This is a genomic window from Acetobacter sp. DsW_059, assembly GCF_002153695.1.
Classification (GTDB): domain Bacteria; phylum Pseudomonadota; class Alphaproteobacteria; order Acetobacterales; family Acetobacteraceae; genus Acetobacter; species Acetobacter thailandicus.
Genome location: NZ_JOPI01000023.1, coordinates 128,655 through 142,021 on the forward strand (window position 1 = coordinate 128,655; position 13,367 = coordinate 142,021).

Here is a 13,367-nt window from a genome sequence, read left to right on the forward strand (position 1 = left end):
AAAATATGTTTATGTTTCTTTTACCGTGGGTTTCCTGGCTTCTTGCTTTTCATGTGATGTCTGTCATCGCATGGATGGCAGGTTTATTTTATCTGCCTCGTCTTTTTGTCTATCATTGTCAGGTTAAAATCGGGTCAGAGGAAAGCGCTCGTTTTAAACTGATGGAGAGACGTCTGCTGCGGGCAATTATGAACCCGGCCATGATATCAAGCCTTTTATTTGGTGCTCTTCTGACTTTAACACCAGGTCTTATAGACTGGTCATCCGGGTGGTGGTACTGCAAACTTGTTTCTCTTGTCGGTATGTTTGCTTTTCATGGGTGTTGTGCCCGCTGGAGAAAAGAATTTGACAGTGACAGCAACATACATTCTGAACGATATTATCGTATCGCTAATGAAGTGCCGACAATTTTTATGATTATTATTGTGATTATGGTAATCGTAAAACCATTCTGAATTTATTTTCTGCACACTTATTTTTAATAAAATGTGCAGAAAATTTATGTTTAAATAAGTTTTTTTGCTTTGATTAATCCAAAAGCTGCCAGTGTAACCATGCATAAGATTTCATTGTTTGATATCATATCTTCAAATTTTTCGAGTGGTAATGTTGTACATAGCATATCCTGCTCTGTTTGCTCTCTTTCAGCCACATCCTGTGACAGTTCTGTTGCAAGGTAGATATGTCCTTTTTGAGTTGAATATCCCGCTCCCTGATAGACCGGGCCAGCATAAAGCATCCTGCCTGCGATAAGACCGGTTTCTTCTTTCAGCTCCCCTGCCGCAAGGTCTTCTGGTTTTGCATCCGGCCGTGTCTCCCACATCCCCATAGGAAATTCCCACAGACGTTCCCCTACAGGATAGCGATACTGGTTAACTAATGTGAGGGTGGGTTTCCCGTCTTTTGTTCTGCCTAACGGGCAGATAACAGCAAATTGACCGCGTTCAACAACACCATACAGACCATCTTTGCCATCAGGGCGGCGTATGATGTCCTCCCGCACGCGTGTCCACGGGTTTTCATAAGCAATGCGTGAGGAGAGAACAGAATATCCTCCCGGATCTGGCAGAGGGGCAGTCATAGTTGTAGTCTCCTCAGGTTTTTTCGTTGTCCGTTTATGTTACCATGTTTCTGAAGAAGAAAAGAAAATTAAAGGTTTCTGTAATGTCGTCCGCTCAGGTAAAATCTTCTTCTGCTTTAAAGAGTATTCTGCCAGTCGTTTTGTTTACGCTGTTTTGTTATATCGTCATTGGTCTGCAAATGGCCGTGACACCGCTGTTTGTGCATGAAAAGCTTGGTTTCAGCTCTGCTATGGCTGGTTTTGCAGTGTCAGTTCAATATCTGGCAACATTTGCAACCCGGGCAGATGCCGGCCGCCGCATTGATAGTGTCGGCCCCAAAAAAGTTGTTTTAACTGGTTTGCTGACAGGGGTGTTATGTGGGCTGCTTATTGCATTGTCCGGCATGCTTGCTACCTGGCCTTATATGTCTCTGACCGCTCTTCTTGCAGGGCGTATTACGCTTGGTTTTGCAGAGAGCTGGGTAGCAACATCTGTCATAGTCTGGAACATCAGGCGCGCCGGTGCTGAAAACACGGCGCAGGTTATTTCCTGGAATGGTGTGTGTTCTTATGGTGGCATTGCCCTGGGTGCTCCTGTAGCGATTTTTTTATATTATCAGCATGCTCTGGGCCTTCTGACCGGTTTTGGAATGGTGGGTATTTTATGTGCGTTTCTGATGGGGACTGGTTTCCCTCTGGCTTTTATGAAGCCTGCAGTCCCTCCGATGACGACACAAAAAAAACAGTCATTTTTCAAAACGCTCTCACAGGTCTGGCCCTACGGGGCTACTCTGGCATCGGGCTCGGTTGGGTTCGGAGCTATTTCAGCACTGCTTACGCTTTATTTTGCCCATCGTAACTGGAGCGGTGCCGCAGTCGGGCTTTCTTTGTTTGGTACTCTTTTTGTTCTCACCCGTTTCGCATTTACCAGACAAATTGCAAAACATGGCGGCGTAACGGTTGCTCTGTTTTCTCTTTTTGTCGAGGCTCTGGGGTTATCATTTCTGGCCTGGGCACCATCAGCTTTCTGGGCCTGTACTGGTGCAGGCCTCTCAGGCGTTGGCTTTTCTCTGTTGTTCCCGTCACTTGGGGTGGGGGTTGTTAACCGGGTTTCAGAAGAGAGCCGCGGTGCGGCTATCGGTGCTTTTTCGGTATTTCTTGATATTGCTATTGCTGTTTCAGGCCCGCTCCTTGGGTTTATTATTCCGCTTTGGGGATATGGAGTTTTGTTTTATCTGACGGCTGTTTGCTGTCTTGCAGGTGTTGGTATGTGTGTTGCTTTAAATGCTCAGGCAAAACGATCATAATGCTGGCCTTTTATTGGCGAGCATGAGAGCATAGGCAGGAATAAAGTAAAGAACAAACCGAGAGGAATATTGTATCATGGCTGGTTCTGTTAAATCTGTTGCTGTATTTTGCGGGTCTCGTATGGGCAATAGCCCATTGTACCGCACTGTTGCAGAGCAGGCAGGTCAGATACTTGCAAAAAATGGTGTGAAGCTGGTTTATGGCGGAGGGTCTAATGGCCTCATGGGGGTCGTAGCAGATTCCACCCTTAAAGCCGGAGGGACTGTAACGGGCATTATTCCGCATTTTCTGCACTCGCGTGAAAATATGCATGAAGGTGTGACGGATCTGATCGTTGTTGATTCAATGCATGAACGCAAACAGATTATGTTTGATACAGCAGATGCATACTGGATACTGCCTGGTGGTTTTGGTACTTTTGATGAGACTATGGAAATTCTGACATGGAAACAGCTTCAGAGGCACGCAAAGCCTATTTTACTGGTTAATGCTGACGGCTGGGGTGATGCTCTGATTGCTATGCTTGATGCATCCGTTAAGCAGGGTTTTGCTGAGTCTACGGCCCGGGCAAAAATTGAGGTCGTACCAGATGTAGAGGCCGCTTTTGCCCGTAGCATCTCAGAAACCCGGCAGTATGCCATATCAGTCGAACAGTTCTGACAGGAGATTTTATTACCTTTTCAGCTTTAGGCTATGCGGCACTTGCTAAAATAATTCTGACGTTTTATAGGCGCAGGTGTAAGTGTCGGAGTATAGCTCAGCCTGGTAGAGCACTGTGTTCGGGACGCAGGGGCCGGAGGTTCGAATCCTCTTACTCCGACCAATAAATTTCCGGTTAGTGATAAAAAAGATGCGGTCATTTTGTTGTTCTGACAAAGAATGACAGATAAAGCAGCATAGCACGGCAGGGAAACAGCCTTGTCGCTCTTTTGCCTGAGTTTACGATATGACATCTTCGCACCCCACAACCTCTTTGTCTTCTGGCAACAGCCTGACACTCTGGCGTATCGTCCTTCTGGGGTTGATTACAGGGATTGGCCCGCTGGCAACTGATATGTATTTGCCTGCCTTTCCGCAGGTTGAGCATGATCTGGTGGGGGGTGGTCCTGGTTCTGCTCAGTTTACGCTGGCTGCCTGGTTCATGGGGCTTGCTCTGGGGCAGTTTTCTCAGGGGCCTTTATCAGACAGGTTTGGGCGTCGCGCACCGTTGATTACAGGCCTGGCTGTGTTTTCTGTTGCATCAGCTGGTTGTGCCGTGGTGCAAAATTATCATCTTTTTTGCCTGCTTCGGTTTATTGGCGCCATAGGCGGCTCTGCTTCGGCTGTTATTCCCCGTGCTATTGTCAGAGATGTCGCAACCGGTAAAGCCGGCGCCAGACTGATGTCTCAGCTGACGCTGGTTTTTGGTGTGATGCCTGTTCTGGCTCCCAGTCTGGGAAGTATCATTCTCAAATTCGGCGACTGGCGGTGGATTTTCTGGGCAGGCTGTCTTTATGGTCTTGTTGGCATTGCAGGCATTGTAAGCAGTCTTCCCGACACCCTTGATGAGAGTAAAAGAACTTCTCTCTCTCCGCTGCGTATTGCCGGTCGTTATCTTACTATTCTGCAGGAGCCGGTGTTTCGTTATAATGCCCTCATAGCGACCTTCTCTACCTTTGTTATGTTCTCTTATCTGAGCAGCGCGCCGGTGTTGTTCGAGCAGGTTCTGCATTTTTCTGCCTCACAGTTTGGTCTTTTTTTTGGGGTGAATGCCGCCGCGTTTATCCTCGGTACGCAGATCAATGGTCGTCTTGTGCATAAGTTCACTATGTCTTTTCTGCTCCAGACTGCTCTTGCCTGGGCGGTGGTCTCGGGGGCTGTATTTACCGTGCTGGCTTTAACAGGGTTTGCTGGTGAGCATCATGCTCTGCTGACCTGTGCTTTAATTACGAGCATTACCGGTGCTCTGGGCTTCATTGGCCCTAATGCAACAGTGATGTCATTTTACCATCATGGGCAGCATGCAGGCAGTGCCTCTGCCATGCTCGGCACCTTGCAGTTTGGTATTGGCTCGATGAGCAGCGTTCTGGTTGCGATGGTGCCCGGAGGGGGGGCTATTCCTACCGCCATTGGGATGATGACGGGTATTGTGGCTATGGGGCTGGCAGATCTGATGCGGCGCAGATTTGCCCGTGCGGGTCATATTTCAGAGTAATAGTTTTTTAACAGGACTTGTCCAGTTCGCATTGTGGCACCAACTGAGGTAAGATCTTATCATATCGACAAAGAACATCAGGATCACAAACCATGTTTATTGAAACCGCTGACACGCCGAACCCATCCACACTGAAATTTTTGCCCGGCCGCTCTGTTATGGGAGATGCCGGTACTATCGATTTCATTGATGCCGATGGTGTTGCCGGTCGCTCTCCTCTGGCGGATGTTCTGTTTGCTATTCCTGGTGTGTCGCGTGTTTTTCTGGGGCACGACTTTGTTTCTGTGACAAAAGCTGATGATGCTGACTGGTCAGAGGTACGCCCTGTTGTGCTGACTACTCTGGCAGATCATCTGGTGGCAGGTCTGCCGGTTGTAACCGAAGGTGCAGGCGTTACCGAAGATAAGATCGCCCCGGAAGACGAGGAAATTGTGAAGCAGATTAAAGAGCTGCTCGACACACGTGTACGTCCTGCCGTTGCGGGTGATGGCGGCGATATCGTTTTTCGTGGCTACCGTGAAGGTGTTGTAAGGCTGACAATGCAGGGTGCATGTTCAGGCTGTCCTTCTTCACGGGCAACGCTTAAACATGGGGTTGAGAACATGCTGCGCCACTATGTGCCAGAGGTTGTTTCTGTTGAACAGGTTGAAGACTAACCTGTTCAACCGTTTAAAAACGGGCACAGCACGGTATGTGCGCGGCAGCGGGTAAGGTGATATATTATGCTGGATAGCAGTGCACAGGATCTACTTTTTCAGAACGCACGGACACCGCGTCGCTGGACAACCCGCCCTGTGGAGGCTGAAACCCTGCGCCGCCTTTATGATATGGTGTGCCTTGGTCCTACTTCGGGGAACTGTTGCCCTGCCCGTTTTATTTTTATTACCGGCTCAGAAGGGCGTGAAAAGCTCCGCCCGGCTTTATCTGCCGGTAATATTAACCGTGTCATGGGGGCCCCTGTTATTGCCATTGTCGCGCATGACCCTCTGTTTTTTGAACAACTCCCTTACCTCGCCCCGGGTGAGGAGCTTCGGTCCTGGTTTGCCACCGACGTAGGCCTTTCTGAAGAGACAGCCTTTCGTAACGGCACGCTTCAGGGGGGATATATGATTATGGCGGCCCGTGCACTGGGGCTTGATGTTTTGCCAGTATCTGGTTTTGACGAAACAACAGTGGAAGAGGCTTTTCTGGCCGAAACAGGCTGGCGTGCGAATTTTTTGCTGTGTCTGGGCTATGGTGACACAGATGGCTTAGCTGCACGGGCCCCGCGTTTATCTTTTGAAGAGGCCTGTCGTTTACTATGACTGATATGCGCCGCATCCTTGTTCTTGATGGCAGTGCTGCGGGAGAGTCAGCATATGGTCTGGCCGCGTGTGTTGAGCATAAAGCAGGGCGATACACTCTTCTTTCCTGCAGCAAAGTAGCTGGTAAGCAGGCTGCTGAGGGTATTGCCGGCCTTGCACACCATGCTCTTGATGATGCCGGATGGAGCAAAGAGGCTGAAACGGCTCCTCATTGTGTTGCCGTTGTCGTGGGCCCGGGTTCTTTCACAGGCTTACGGGCATCCTGCGCGGTGGCTGCTGGTTATGCTCTGGGGCTGGGTGTACCTGTTACGGGTGTTACGCGTGGAGAAGCTCTTCGTCCTGCTCTGGAGCAGACTATTCGTGAACATAGTGAGCAACCATTGCAGGGGTGGCTGCTGGTTACAGCAGCCCGTAAAGGTCGTGTTTTTATTGAAACTACGGAGGGTGTTCAGGCCGTATCCCTCGCTGACTGGATCCCTCCGTCGGGAGTGTGGCTGGTCGCCGGTGATGCGGTGAGCCTTTTACCTGCCATGCCGGAGGGAGAAGTCAGCACACTGGCTATGCCCGATGCTGAGCAGATTGCTCAGGTGGCTCTGGCGAGACTGAACGGTTATCTGCCCCCGCGGGATGCACTGCCTGTCTATGTTGATCCGCCAGAAGCAAAACGTCCTGCCGGTGGACTAAGATCGGCTCCGGTCTGAGTATAAAATAATATGACTTCTGATATTATGCAGGCTGAACCATGCCATGCCGGGGTTCTTGCAGCTCTTCATGCTCATAGTTTTTCAGAAGCAGACCGCTGGGATGAAGCGGCTTTCTCTGAACTTTTTACCTTGTCTGGTGTGCTAACAGGGCTTGCGTTGCACCAGGATCAGCCAGCTGGTTTTATTATGGTGCGCAGTGTTGCGGGAGAAGCTGAAATTCTTACCGTGTGTGTTGACCCGGCATACAGGCGGCAGGGTATTGCCCGTAAGCTTTTACAATGGGCAGAGCAGACTGTGTATGACAGTGGTGCTGAACGCTTCTTTCTGGAAGTGTCAAAAGCGAACGAAAGCGCACAGGCTTTATATTTCTCAGAGGGGTTTGCTGAGGTCGGGGTCAGAAAACGCTATTATCCTGATGGCTCTGACGCGCTTCTGCTGTGCCGTCAGTGGGCGTGTTAACTGTAGGTGTGAAGACATACACAGGGTTATGAGAATTAATCTGCTGTGTTTAAAAATTACTGCGCCTGTGGAGCAGATGGCGTGGCAGAGGTTTTTTGCTTAGGAGCATTGCCATAAACTGGCTCCTCCTGAGGAATAACCATATGACCATCGCCCGTTGTAAGCGGACCAGAGGACGCATTCCCCGGCGCAATAGCTTCATAAGGCTGACTGGATGAAGTTTTGTATTTTTCAGGATGAAGGGCTTCAGCCTGTTCCTGGCGTGCAACATCTTCTCTCGCCCGGCGCGCTTCAGCCTCTGAGGCTTCAGGGAGAAAGCGACCTGGCCGCTCAGGCGGAATATCGATATTCTCTCCCTCAATTTCCTGATGGCAGCCTGTTAGCCATGGCGAGACCAGGAGAATCCCCAAAAGAAGGCTGACAGAAGGTTTTCTGACACAAAAATTCACCGGGCGTGCGTGACCTTGCTGCTGCGACATCAGAGAGAGAAAAGGCACAACGTATAATCCGTTGTCAGAGGGAATTAGTCTTTAAGCCGGCGGGCCTCATCTGGCAGCATAACAGGGATACCATCGCGCACAGGGAAGGCCAGACCAGCTTTTTCGCTGATGAGCTCATTTGTAAGCGAATCATAGATCAGAGGAGACTTTGTTACCGGGCAGACCAGGAGAGAGAGCAGACGCTGGTCAGGGGCGACGTGGTTATGAGGCTCAGACATCAGGAGAGGCTCCTTTAAAGAAACATCAGAAAAGTGGACTCTTATTGTCAGAGTCCGGTCAGGTCGAGCAGCCTGTGTAGCAGATTAATACGCTCACTCAGAGTAGCTGCGTCAAGCAATGCCTGTTTTTCTGCCGGAGGGAAAGGACAGATCATAGGTAAGGTAATGAGAAGAATGTCATCTTCCATCTGTTCAATGGCTGACCAGCGGACATTAATATTTTTTTTTGACAAATAGTAACGCAGCGCAGTGAGCAGTTTTTTACGATCAAACGGGGCTGAGGACACCTCACTCAGGTCTCCGGCAAAGCCGGAGGCATCGATACGGGCACACCGGTAATTCCGGTGCGGTTGTGTTTCCCGCAGGGTTCTGAAGCGTATAATACCACGCAGTGTGATGACAAAGGTATTATCAGGCTTTTCAGCAAATGAGATAATCCGCCCGACGCAACCGGTCTTATAAAGTGGTATCGTGGCCTGCCCGGTCAGTTGTTCAGAAGTGTGTATGTCGGGCTGAATAATGCCAATTAGCCGATGTGATGCCAGGGCATCTTCAACCAGGGCGATATAGCGTGGTTCGAAAACATTCAGCGGTAGTTTTCCATGCGGCAGCAGCACGATACCAGACAGAGGAAAAAGGCCGATTTCAGCAGGGATATCAGCCAGTGTCATATCTGAAATCTGCGGCACCCGCCGCAGAAGGTCAGTATTAGCAGGAAGAGAGGGGGGCACTTATCAAAATACTTATGAAAAAAGGAAGGATGAAAGTTTACGACGCGATGTTAGTGTTACCGGGTCAGTATGCCCCCAGGCTTCAAAAAAGCGCAAAAGCTGTTGTTTAGCAGCACCATCGTTCCAGGTATTATCGGTTTTGATAATGTAAAGCAGCTGCTCTGCAGCTTCTTCGCGTTTACCTGCGACGTTTAAAGCGGTTGCCAGTTCGCAGCGTGCTTCAAAATCATCAGGGTTAGCTGCCAGGCGAGCGTGAATCTCCTCGCTTTGTTCTGCGGCTTTACGTCCTTCTTTTTTTAGTTCGAGAGCGGCTCTGGCACCTTCAATATCCGGGTGTTTTGCAATGGCTTCAGGCACATCTTCCAGTGCGGCAAGGGCAGACTCTTCATCATCCAGTGCGAGCAGTGCACGAATAAGGCCGCTCCAGGCTTTCGCATTTTCCAGCTCTTCGCCGATTACAGTCGAATACAGGCCAGCTGCTTCCTCGGGCTTGCCAGCTTCAAGAGCGGTATCAGCTTCGCTCATCAGCTCTGTCGTGGGAAGAGGGCCACCGCCAGTGTTTTTAACGACATTCTCGATGAATTTTTTGATCTCGCTTTCGGAGGGCGCACCCTGGAACATATCAAGAATCTGACCTTTCCAGAAGACGGCCACCATTGGGATAGACTGCAAAGGCAGGCCAGCCTGTGCGAGCTGTGCGGCAAGAGACTGGTTTGCTTCAACGTCAATTTTAACCAGTCTGACGCGTCCTTTGGCCGATGTTACAACGCGCTCGAGAACCGGTGCCAGCTTTTTACAGATATTGCACCACTCAGCCCAGAAATCGACCAGGACAGGAACCGTTTTACTGGCCTCAATCACATCTTTCATGAAGGTGGCCTGTGAGCCTTCAGAAATAACAGGGGTATTGTCTGAAGATGGGGCCCCTGCTGGTTTACCTTGGAGTGACTGGCCGATAATCTGATTCATAAGGTCGTTATCCTTGTTTTATCGCAGGGAGCCTCTCAGGTTTTCCCTGTAGTCTGGTTGGTGTGTGCCATTTCCTGTTGCTTTAGATGGTCTATCATGTGTCTGGGTGCAATGGGATATTCAAAGAGTTATTGTGTGTGTAGCGTAGCAGATCACCTTGCCGTCATGGTGCCGTGGTTGCGGGTCAGTGAAAAAGCGGGAGCCGTTGTGAAAAAGCCGACAGAAAAAACTCTTACATCTGAAAAGCCGGTTATTCGTGTACGGGGTGCACGGGTGCATAACCTCAAAAATGTGGATATAGACATTCCCCGTGATTGTCTGACCGTAATGACGGGCGTGTCTGGCTCGGGTAAGTCATCCCTGGCATTTGATACGATCTATGCCGAGGGGCAGCGTCGTTATGTTGAAAGCCTCTCAGCTTATGCCCGTCAGTTTCTGGAGCTGATGGGTAAGCCGGATGTGGACTCGATTGAAGGCCTCTCCCCTGCTATTTCGATCGAACAAAAAACAACGTCTAAAAACCCGCGTTCTACCGTTGGTACGGTGACAGAGGTTTATGACTATATGCGTCTGTTATGGGCGCGTGCAGGTGTACCTTATTCTCCGGCCACCGGGCTGCCGATTGAAGCGCAGACAGTAAGCCAGATGGTTGATCGCATAATGGCTCAGCCTGAAGGTGCACGTTATCTCCTGCTGGCCCCTGTTATTCGCGACCGCAAGGGGGAATATCGTAAAGAGCTGCTTGAGTTGCAGCGTAAGGGCTTCACCCGCGTTAAAGTGGATGGTACGCTGTATGACATTGCTGATGTACCAGCTCTGAACCGCAAGCTGCGTCATACTGTTGAGGTGGTTGTTGATCGTATTGTCGTGCGTGAAGGGCTGGAAACGCGTCTGGCTGACAGTCTTGAAACGGCTCTGGGTTTGTCAGACGGTATTGTTTATGCGGAAGAGGCATTAAAAGACAGTGACGTAACACCTGAGCGTCTGGTTTTTTCTTCGCGGTTTTCGTGCCCGGAGAGTGGTTTTACACTCGAAGAAATTGAGCCGCGTCTGTTTTCGTTTAATGCTCCCCAGGGGGCATGCCCTGCCTGCGATGGTTTGGGAACAGAGACATTTTTTAACCCGGTTCTGGTTGTGCCTAATACGGCTCTTTCTTTACAAAAAGGAGCTGTTGCACCATGGCGTGATTCGAAAACGCCTTTGTTTGATCAGACGCTCGAAAGCCTTGCCCGGCATTTTGATATTAAAATGGATACGCCCTGGAAAGATCTGCCTGAAACAGCACAGGATGGTATTCTTAACGGGGTAAGTGAAGATGTAACCTTCACATATCATGATGAGAAAAAAAGCTATACTGTTACAAAACCTTTTGAAGGTGTTTTGCATAGTCTGGCCCGCAGGCTTATGAATACAGACAGCGCCTGGGTTCGTGAGGAACTTTCACGTTATCAGTCTGAAAAAGCCTGTCATGTTTGTGATGGTGCACGTCTTAAACCTGAAGCCTTATGTGTCAGGGTTGCAGAAAAAACCATTGCAGAAGCATGTCTTTTGCCAATTAATAAAGCTCTTTCCTGGTTTGATACAGTTTTGCCTGCACTTACGCCGCAGCGTGCAGAAATTGCCCGGCGTATTTTACGTGAAATTCTTGACCGTCTGAAATTTCTTGATGATGTTGGCTTGGATTATCTTACACTGGCCCGCAGCTCCGCTACTTTATCAGGGGGAGAAAGTCAGCGTATCAGGCTGGCTAGCCAGATTGGTTCAGGGCTGACAGGTGTGCTGTATGTACTTGATGAGCCATCGATCGGGTTACATCAGCGCGATAATGAGCGACTTCTTGGTACGCTTGAGCGTTTGAAAAAACTTGGCAATACACTGATTGTTGTTGAGCATGACGAAGATGCTATTCGTAGTGCTGACTGGCTGGTTGATATGGGGCCAGGAGCGGGTGTGCATGGTGGTACAGTAATAGCGGCAGGTACGCCTGAGCAGGTTGCAAAAGTGCCGGAAAGCATTACCGGTGCATATCTTTCGGGTCGTAAAAAAATTCCTGTACCACAGAAGAGACGTAAGGCTGACAAAAAAAGAATTTTAAAAATTGAAGGTGCTACAGGTAATAACCTTAAAAATGTGACAGCATGTTTTCCACTGGGGACGTTTGTTTGTGTTACTGGTGTTTCAGGCAGTGGTAAATCAACACTGGTGATTGATACGCTTTATAAAACATTATCCCGTGAGCTTATGGGGTCATCAACATCTCCCGAGCCCTGTAAAGCGATTACAGGCACTGATAAGATTGATAAAATCATTGATATTGATCAGTCTCCTATCGGGCGTACACCACGTTCAAACCCGGCAACTTATACAGACTTGTTTGCTCCAATACGTGACTGGTTTGCCGAACTGCCTGAAAGTAAAGCCCGGGGCTATAAGCCCGGACGCTTTTCTTTTAATGTGAAAGGCGGACGGTGTGAGGCCTGTCAGGGTGACGGTGTACTTAAAATTGAAATGCACTTTCTGCCTGATGTGTTTGTAACATGCGATACCTGTAAAGGTGCACGCTATAACCGTGAAACACTTGATATTAAGTTTCGTGGTAAATCTATTGCTGATGTACTGGCTATGAGTGTTGATGAGGCACTCGAGTATTTTTCTGCTCAGCCTCGTATAAAAGACAGACTGGTGATTTTACAAAAAGTTGGCCTTGGCTATATGACGTTAGGGCAGCAGGCTACAACTCTTTCAGGTGGTGAGGCGCAACGCGTAAAACTATCAAAAGAGCTGGCTCGTCGTGCAACAGGTCGTACATTATATATTCTTGATGAGCCAACGACAGGCTTACATACTGAAGATGTTGGTAAGTTACTTGAGGTTTTGCATGCTCTGGTTGATCAGGGCAATACAGTTGTTGTCATTGAGCATAATCTTGAAGTTATAAAAACTGCTGACTGGATCGTTGATGTTGGTCCAGAGGGAGGAGATGGTGGTGGTCAGATTATTGCCGAAGGTACCCCTGAGGAAATCGTCGCCTGTAAGAACAGCTATACAGGAAAATTCCTGAAACCACTTCTTGATAATAAGTGAAAAATAATGAAAATATTAAAAGCTGTTACATTATTTTCAGTTGTTTTTAGTGGATTTATTTCTGATGCCAGTTTTGGGCAAACCAGTCAGAGTGATAGTGTACAGTTTGAAAAACTGACATGGACAGAGATAGATAATAAAATTCACTCCGGAACAACGACTATTATTATCCCTGTTGGTGCAACTGAGCAGAGTGGTCCTTATCTGGCTGTTGGCAAACATAATACACGGGTTAAATTGCTGGCAGATGAGATTGCTCAAAAGCTTGGTCATACGCTTATTGCACCAGTCGTTTCTTATGTCCCTGAAGGTAGCACGACGCCGCGATCTTCACATATGCGCTTTCCAGGAACGATAACAGTACCTAATGATGTTTTCGAAAAAATGATGATATCTGCAGCTGAAAGTTTTCGGGTGCAGGGGTTTAAACTGGTTGTGTTTCTGGGAGATCACGGTGGTTATAATTCTGTCCTTGAAAAAACGGTAAAAACATTAAATAAATCATGGCATGATAAAAATGCCAGAGCATTTTTTGATGTGGGATATTATACCGCCGTCACACATGATTATGCACACTGGCTGGCGCAGCATGGCTATGCGAAAGAAGTTGGTATGCATGCTGACATCAGCGATACATCTCTTCTTATGGCAGCAGATCCGTCAATGGTGCGGCAGCAGGCTTTGCGGCAGTCAGGTCAGCCTCTGACCAGTCAGGGGATTTATGGTGGTGACCCCAGGCGTGCTTCTGCTGCACTGGGCAAAGTTGGCCTTGAAATGCAGGTTAATGCTGCAGTGCATGATATCAGGTCGTTGCAGCAGGAGTAATATGCTGCTTA

The 13,367-nt window shown here is 48.8% G+C and carries 15 protein-coding genes and 1 tRNA gene; 11 read left to right on the forward strand and 5 right to left on the reverse strand.

The window, feature by feature from the left end:
- Positions 1-5: 5 nt before the first annotated feature.
- Complete coding sequence (hemJ, locus tag HK25_RS06160) at positions 6-455, forward strand: protoporphyrinogen oxidase HemJ (RefSeq protein ID WP_086553862.1); 450 nt, start codon at positions 6-8, stop codon at positions 453-455.
- 50 nt (positions 456-505) lie between these two features.
- Here hemJ and HK25_RS06165 read toward each other — a convergent pair whose 3' ends face one another.
- Positions 506-1,081 carry an NUDIX hydrolase gene (locus HK25_RS06165; protein ID WP_086635640.1) on the reverse strand — a complete coding sequence of 192 codons (576 nt, stop codon included), beginning with the start codon at positions 1,079-1,081 and terminating at the stop codon, positions 506-508.
- 83 nt (positions 1,082-1,164) lie between these two features.
- Here HK25_RS06165 and HK25_RS06170 point away from each other — a divergent pair, with 83 nt between their 5' ends.
- The 8 genes from HK25_RS06170 to rimI all read left to right on the forward strand — a co-directional run bounded on the left by HK25_RS06170 (position 1,165) and on the right by rimI (position 7,029).
- Positions 1,165-2,367: an MFS transporter gene (locus HK25_RS06170; protein WP_086635676.1), complete on the forward strand. Its 1,203-nt coding sequence runs from the start codon at positions 1,165-1,167 to the stop codon at positions 2,365-2,367.
- Between the two features lie 76 nt (positions 2,368-2,443).
- Positions 2,444-3,028, forward strand: a complete 585-nt coding sequence (locus HK25_RS06175; protein WP_086553742.1) for a TIGR00730 family Rossman fold protein — start codon at positions 2,444-2,446, stop codon at positions 3,026-3,028.
- Between the two features lie 86 nt (positions 3,029-3,114).
- Positions 3,115-3,191 (forward strand) — tRNA-Pro (locus HK25_RS06180).
- 123 nt (positions 3,192-3,314) lie between these two features.
- The gene (locus tag HK25_RS06185; RefSeq protein WP_086635641.1) at positions 3,315-4,562 is read left to right on the forward strand and encodes a multidrug effflux MFS transporter; all 1,248 of its coding nucleotides are present in this window, start codon (positions 3,315-3,317) and stop codon (positions 4,560-4,562) included.
- 92 nt (positions 4,563-4,654) lie between these two features.
- Entirely contained in the window at positions 4,655-5,218 is a 564-nt protein-coding gene (locus HK25_RS06190) for a NifU family protein (protein ID WP_086635642.1), read from the forward strand.
- A 66-nt stretch (positions 5,219-5,284) separates the two neighbouring features.
- Positions 5,285-5,866, forward strand: coding sequence for a malonic semialdehyde reductase (locus HK25_RS06195; RefSeq protein WP_173559172.1), 582 nt, complete (start codon positions 5,285-5,287; stop codon positions 5,864-5,866).
- Positions 5,863-6,567 carry a tRNA (adenosine(37)-N6)-threonylcarbamoyltransferase complex dimerization subunit type 1 TsaB gene (gene tsaB, locus HK25_RS06200; RefSeq protein WP_233127721.1) on the forward strand — a complete coding sequence of 235 codons (705 nt, stop codon included), beginning with the start codon at positions 5,863-5,865 and terminating at the stop codon, positions 6,565-6,567. The genes HK25_RS06195 and tsaB overlap by 4 nt, the downstream gene beginning before the upstream one ends.
- Before the next feature lie 12 nt (positions 6,568-6,579).
- Positions 6,580-7,029 carry a ribosomal protein S18-alanine N-acetyltransferase gene (rimI, locus tag HK25_RS06205; protein ID WP_086635643.1) on the forward strand — a complete coding sequence of 150 codons (450 nt, stop codon included), beginning with the start codon at positions 6,580-6,582 and terminating at the stop codon, positions 7,027-7,029.
- A 56-nt stretch (positions 7,030-7,085) separates the two neighbouring features.
- On the opposite strand, the gene HK25_RS06210 is transcribed toward rimI, so the two are convergent.
- The 4 genes from HK25_RS06210 to HK25_RS06225 all read right to left on the reverse strand — a co-directional run bounded on the left by HK25_RS06210 (position 7,086) and on the right by HK25_RS06225 (position 9,447).
- Positions 7,086-7,526 (reverse strand): hypothetical protein, encoded by a 441-nt coding sequence (locus HK25_RS06210; RefSeq protein WP_086553747.1) that lies wholly within the window; start codon positions 7,524-7,526, stop codon positions 7,086-7,088.
- Between the two features lie 26 nt (positions 7,527-7,552).
- Positions 7,553-7,747 carry a Trm112 family protein gene (locus tag HK25_RS06215; RefSeq protein ID WP_086635644.1) on the reverse strand — a complete coding sequence of 65 codons (195 nt, stop codon included), beginning with the start codon at positions 7,745-7,747 and terminating at the stop codon, positions 7,553-7,555.
- Between the two features lie 47 nt (positions 7,748-7,794).
- On the reverse strand, positions 7,795-8,418 hold the full coding sequence (locus tag HK25_RS06220; protein WP_086553749.1) for an LON peptidase substrate-binding domain-containing protein: 624 nt from the start codon (positions 8,416-8,418) through the stop codon (positions 7,795-7,797).
- Between the two features lie 72 nt (positions 8,419-8,490).
- Entirely contained in the window at positions 8,491-9,447 is a 957-nt protein-coding gene (locus HK25_RS06225; protein WP_086553750.1) for a tetratricopeptide repeat protein, read from the reverse strand.
- A 135-nt stretch (positions 9,448-9,582) separates the two neighbouring features.
- Between HK25_RS06225 and uvrA the strand changes: the two genes are divergently transcribed.
- Both uvrA and HK25_RS06235 read left to right on the forward strand, forming a co-directional pair.
- Positions 9,583-12,531 carry an excinuclease ABC subunit UvrA gene (gene uvrA / locus HK25_RS06230; protein WP_369824733.1) on the forward strand — a complete coding sequence of 983 codons (2,949 nt, stop codon included), beginning with the start codon at positions 9,583-9,585 and terminating at the stop codon, positions 12,529-12,531.
- Positions 12,532-12,537: 6 nt separating this feature from the next.
- A complete protein-coding gene (locus tag HK25_RS06235) occupies positions 12,538-13,356 on the forward strand; it encodes a creatininase family protein (RefSeq protein ID WP_086635646.1) in 819 nt (272 codons plus the stop codon).
- Positions 13,357-13,367: the final 11 nt, after the last annotated feature.

Excerpts from the sequence above, each read along its gene's own strand:
- hemJ (WP_086553862.1), top strand. The coding sequence starts at position 6 with ATGTTTATGTTTCTTTTACCGTGGGTTTCCTGGCTTCTTGCTTTTCAT.
- HK25_RS06165 (WP_086635640.1), bottom strand. The coding sequence starts at position 1,081 with ATGACTGCCCCTCTGCCAGATCCGGGAGGATATTCTGTTCTCTCCTCA.
- HK25_RS06170 (WP_086635676.1), top strand. The coding sequence starts at position 1,165 with ATGTCGTCCGCTCAGGTAAAATCTTCTTCTGCTTTAAAGAGTATTCTG.
- HK25_RS06175 (WP_086553742.1), top strand. The coding sequence starts at position 2,444 with ATGGCTGGTTCTGTTAAATCTGTTGCTGTATTTTGCGGGTCTCGTATG.
- HK25_RS06185 (WP_086635641.1), top strand. The coding sequence starts at position 3,315 with ATGACATCTTCGCACCCCACAACCTCTTTGTCTTCTGGCAACAGCCTG.
- HK25_RS06190 (WP_086635642.1), top strand. The coding sequence starts at position 4,655 with ATGTTTATTGAAACCGCTGACACGCCGAACCCATCCACACTGAAATTT.
- HK25_RS06195 (WP_173559172.1), top strand. The coding sequence starts at position 5,285 with ATGCTGGATAGCAGTGCACAGGATCTACTTTTTCAGAACGCACGGACA.
- tsaB (WP_233127721.1), top strand. The coding sequence starts at position 5,863 with ATGACTGATATGCGCCGCATCCTTGTTCTTGATGGCAGTGCTGCGGGA.
- rimI (WP_086635643.1), top strand. The coding sequence starts at position 6,580 with ATGACTTCTGATATTATGCAGGCTGAACCATGCCATGCCGGGGTTCTT.
- HK25_RS06215 (WP_086635644.1), bottom strand. The coding sequence starts at position 7,747 with ATGTCTGAGCCTCATAACCACGTCGCCCCTGACCAGCGTCTGCTCTCT.
- HK25_RS06220 (WP_086553749.1), bottom strand. The coding sequence starts at position 8,418 with ATGACACTGGCTGATATCCCTGCTGAAATCGGCCTTTTTCCTCTGTCT.
- HK25_RS06225 (WP_086553750.1), bottom strand. The coding sequence starts at position 9,447 with ATGAATCAGATTATCGGCCAGTCACTCCAAGGTAAACCAGCAGGGGCC.
- HK25_RS06235 (WP_086635646.1), top strand. The coding sequence starts at position 12,538 with ATGAAAATATTAAAAGCTGTTACATTATTTTCAGTTGTTTTTAGTGGA.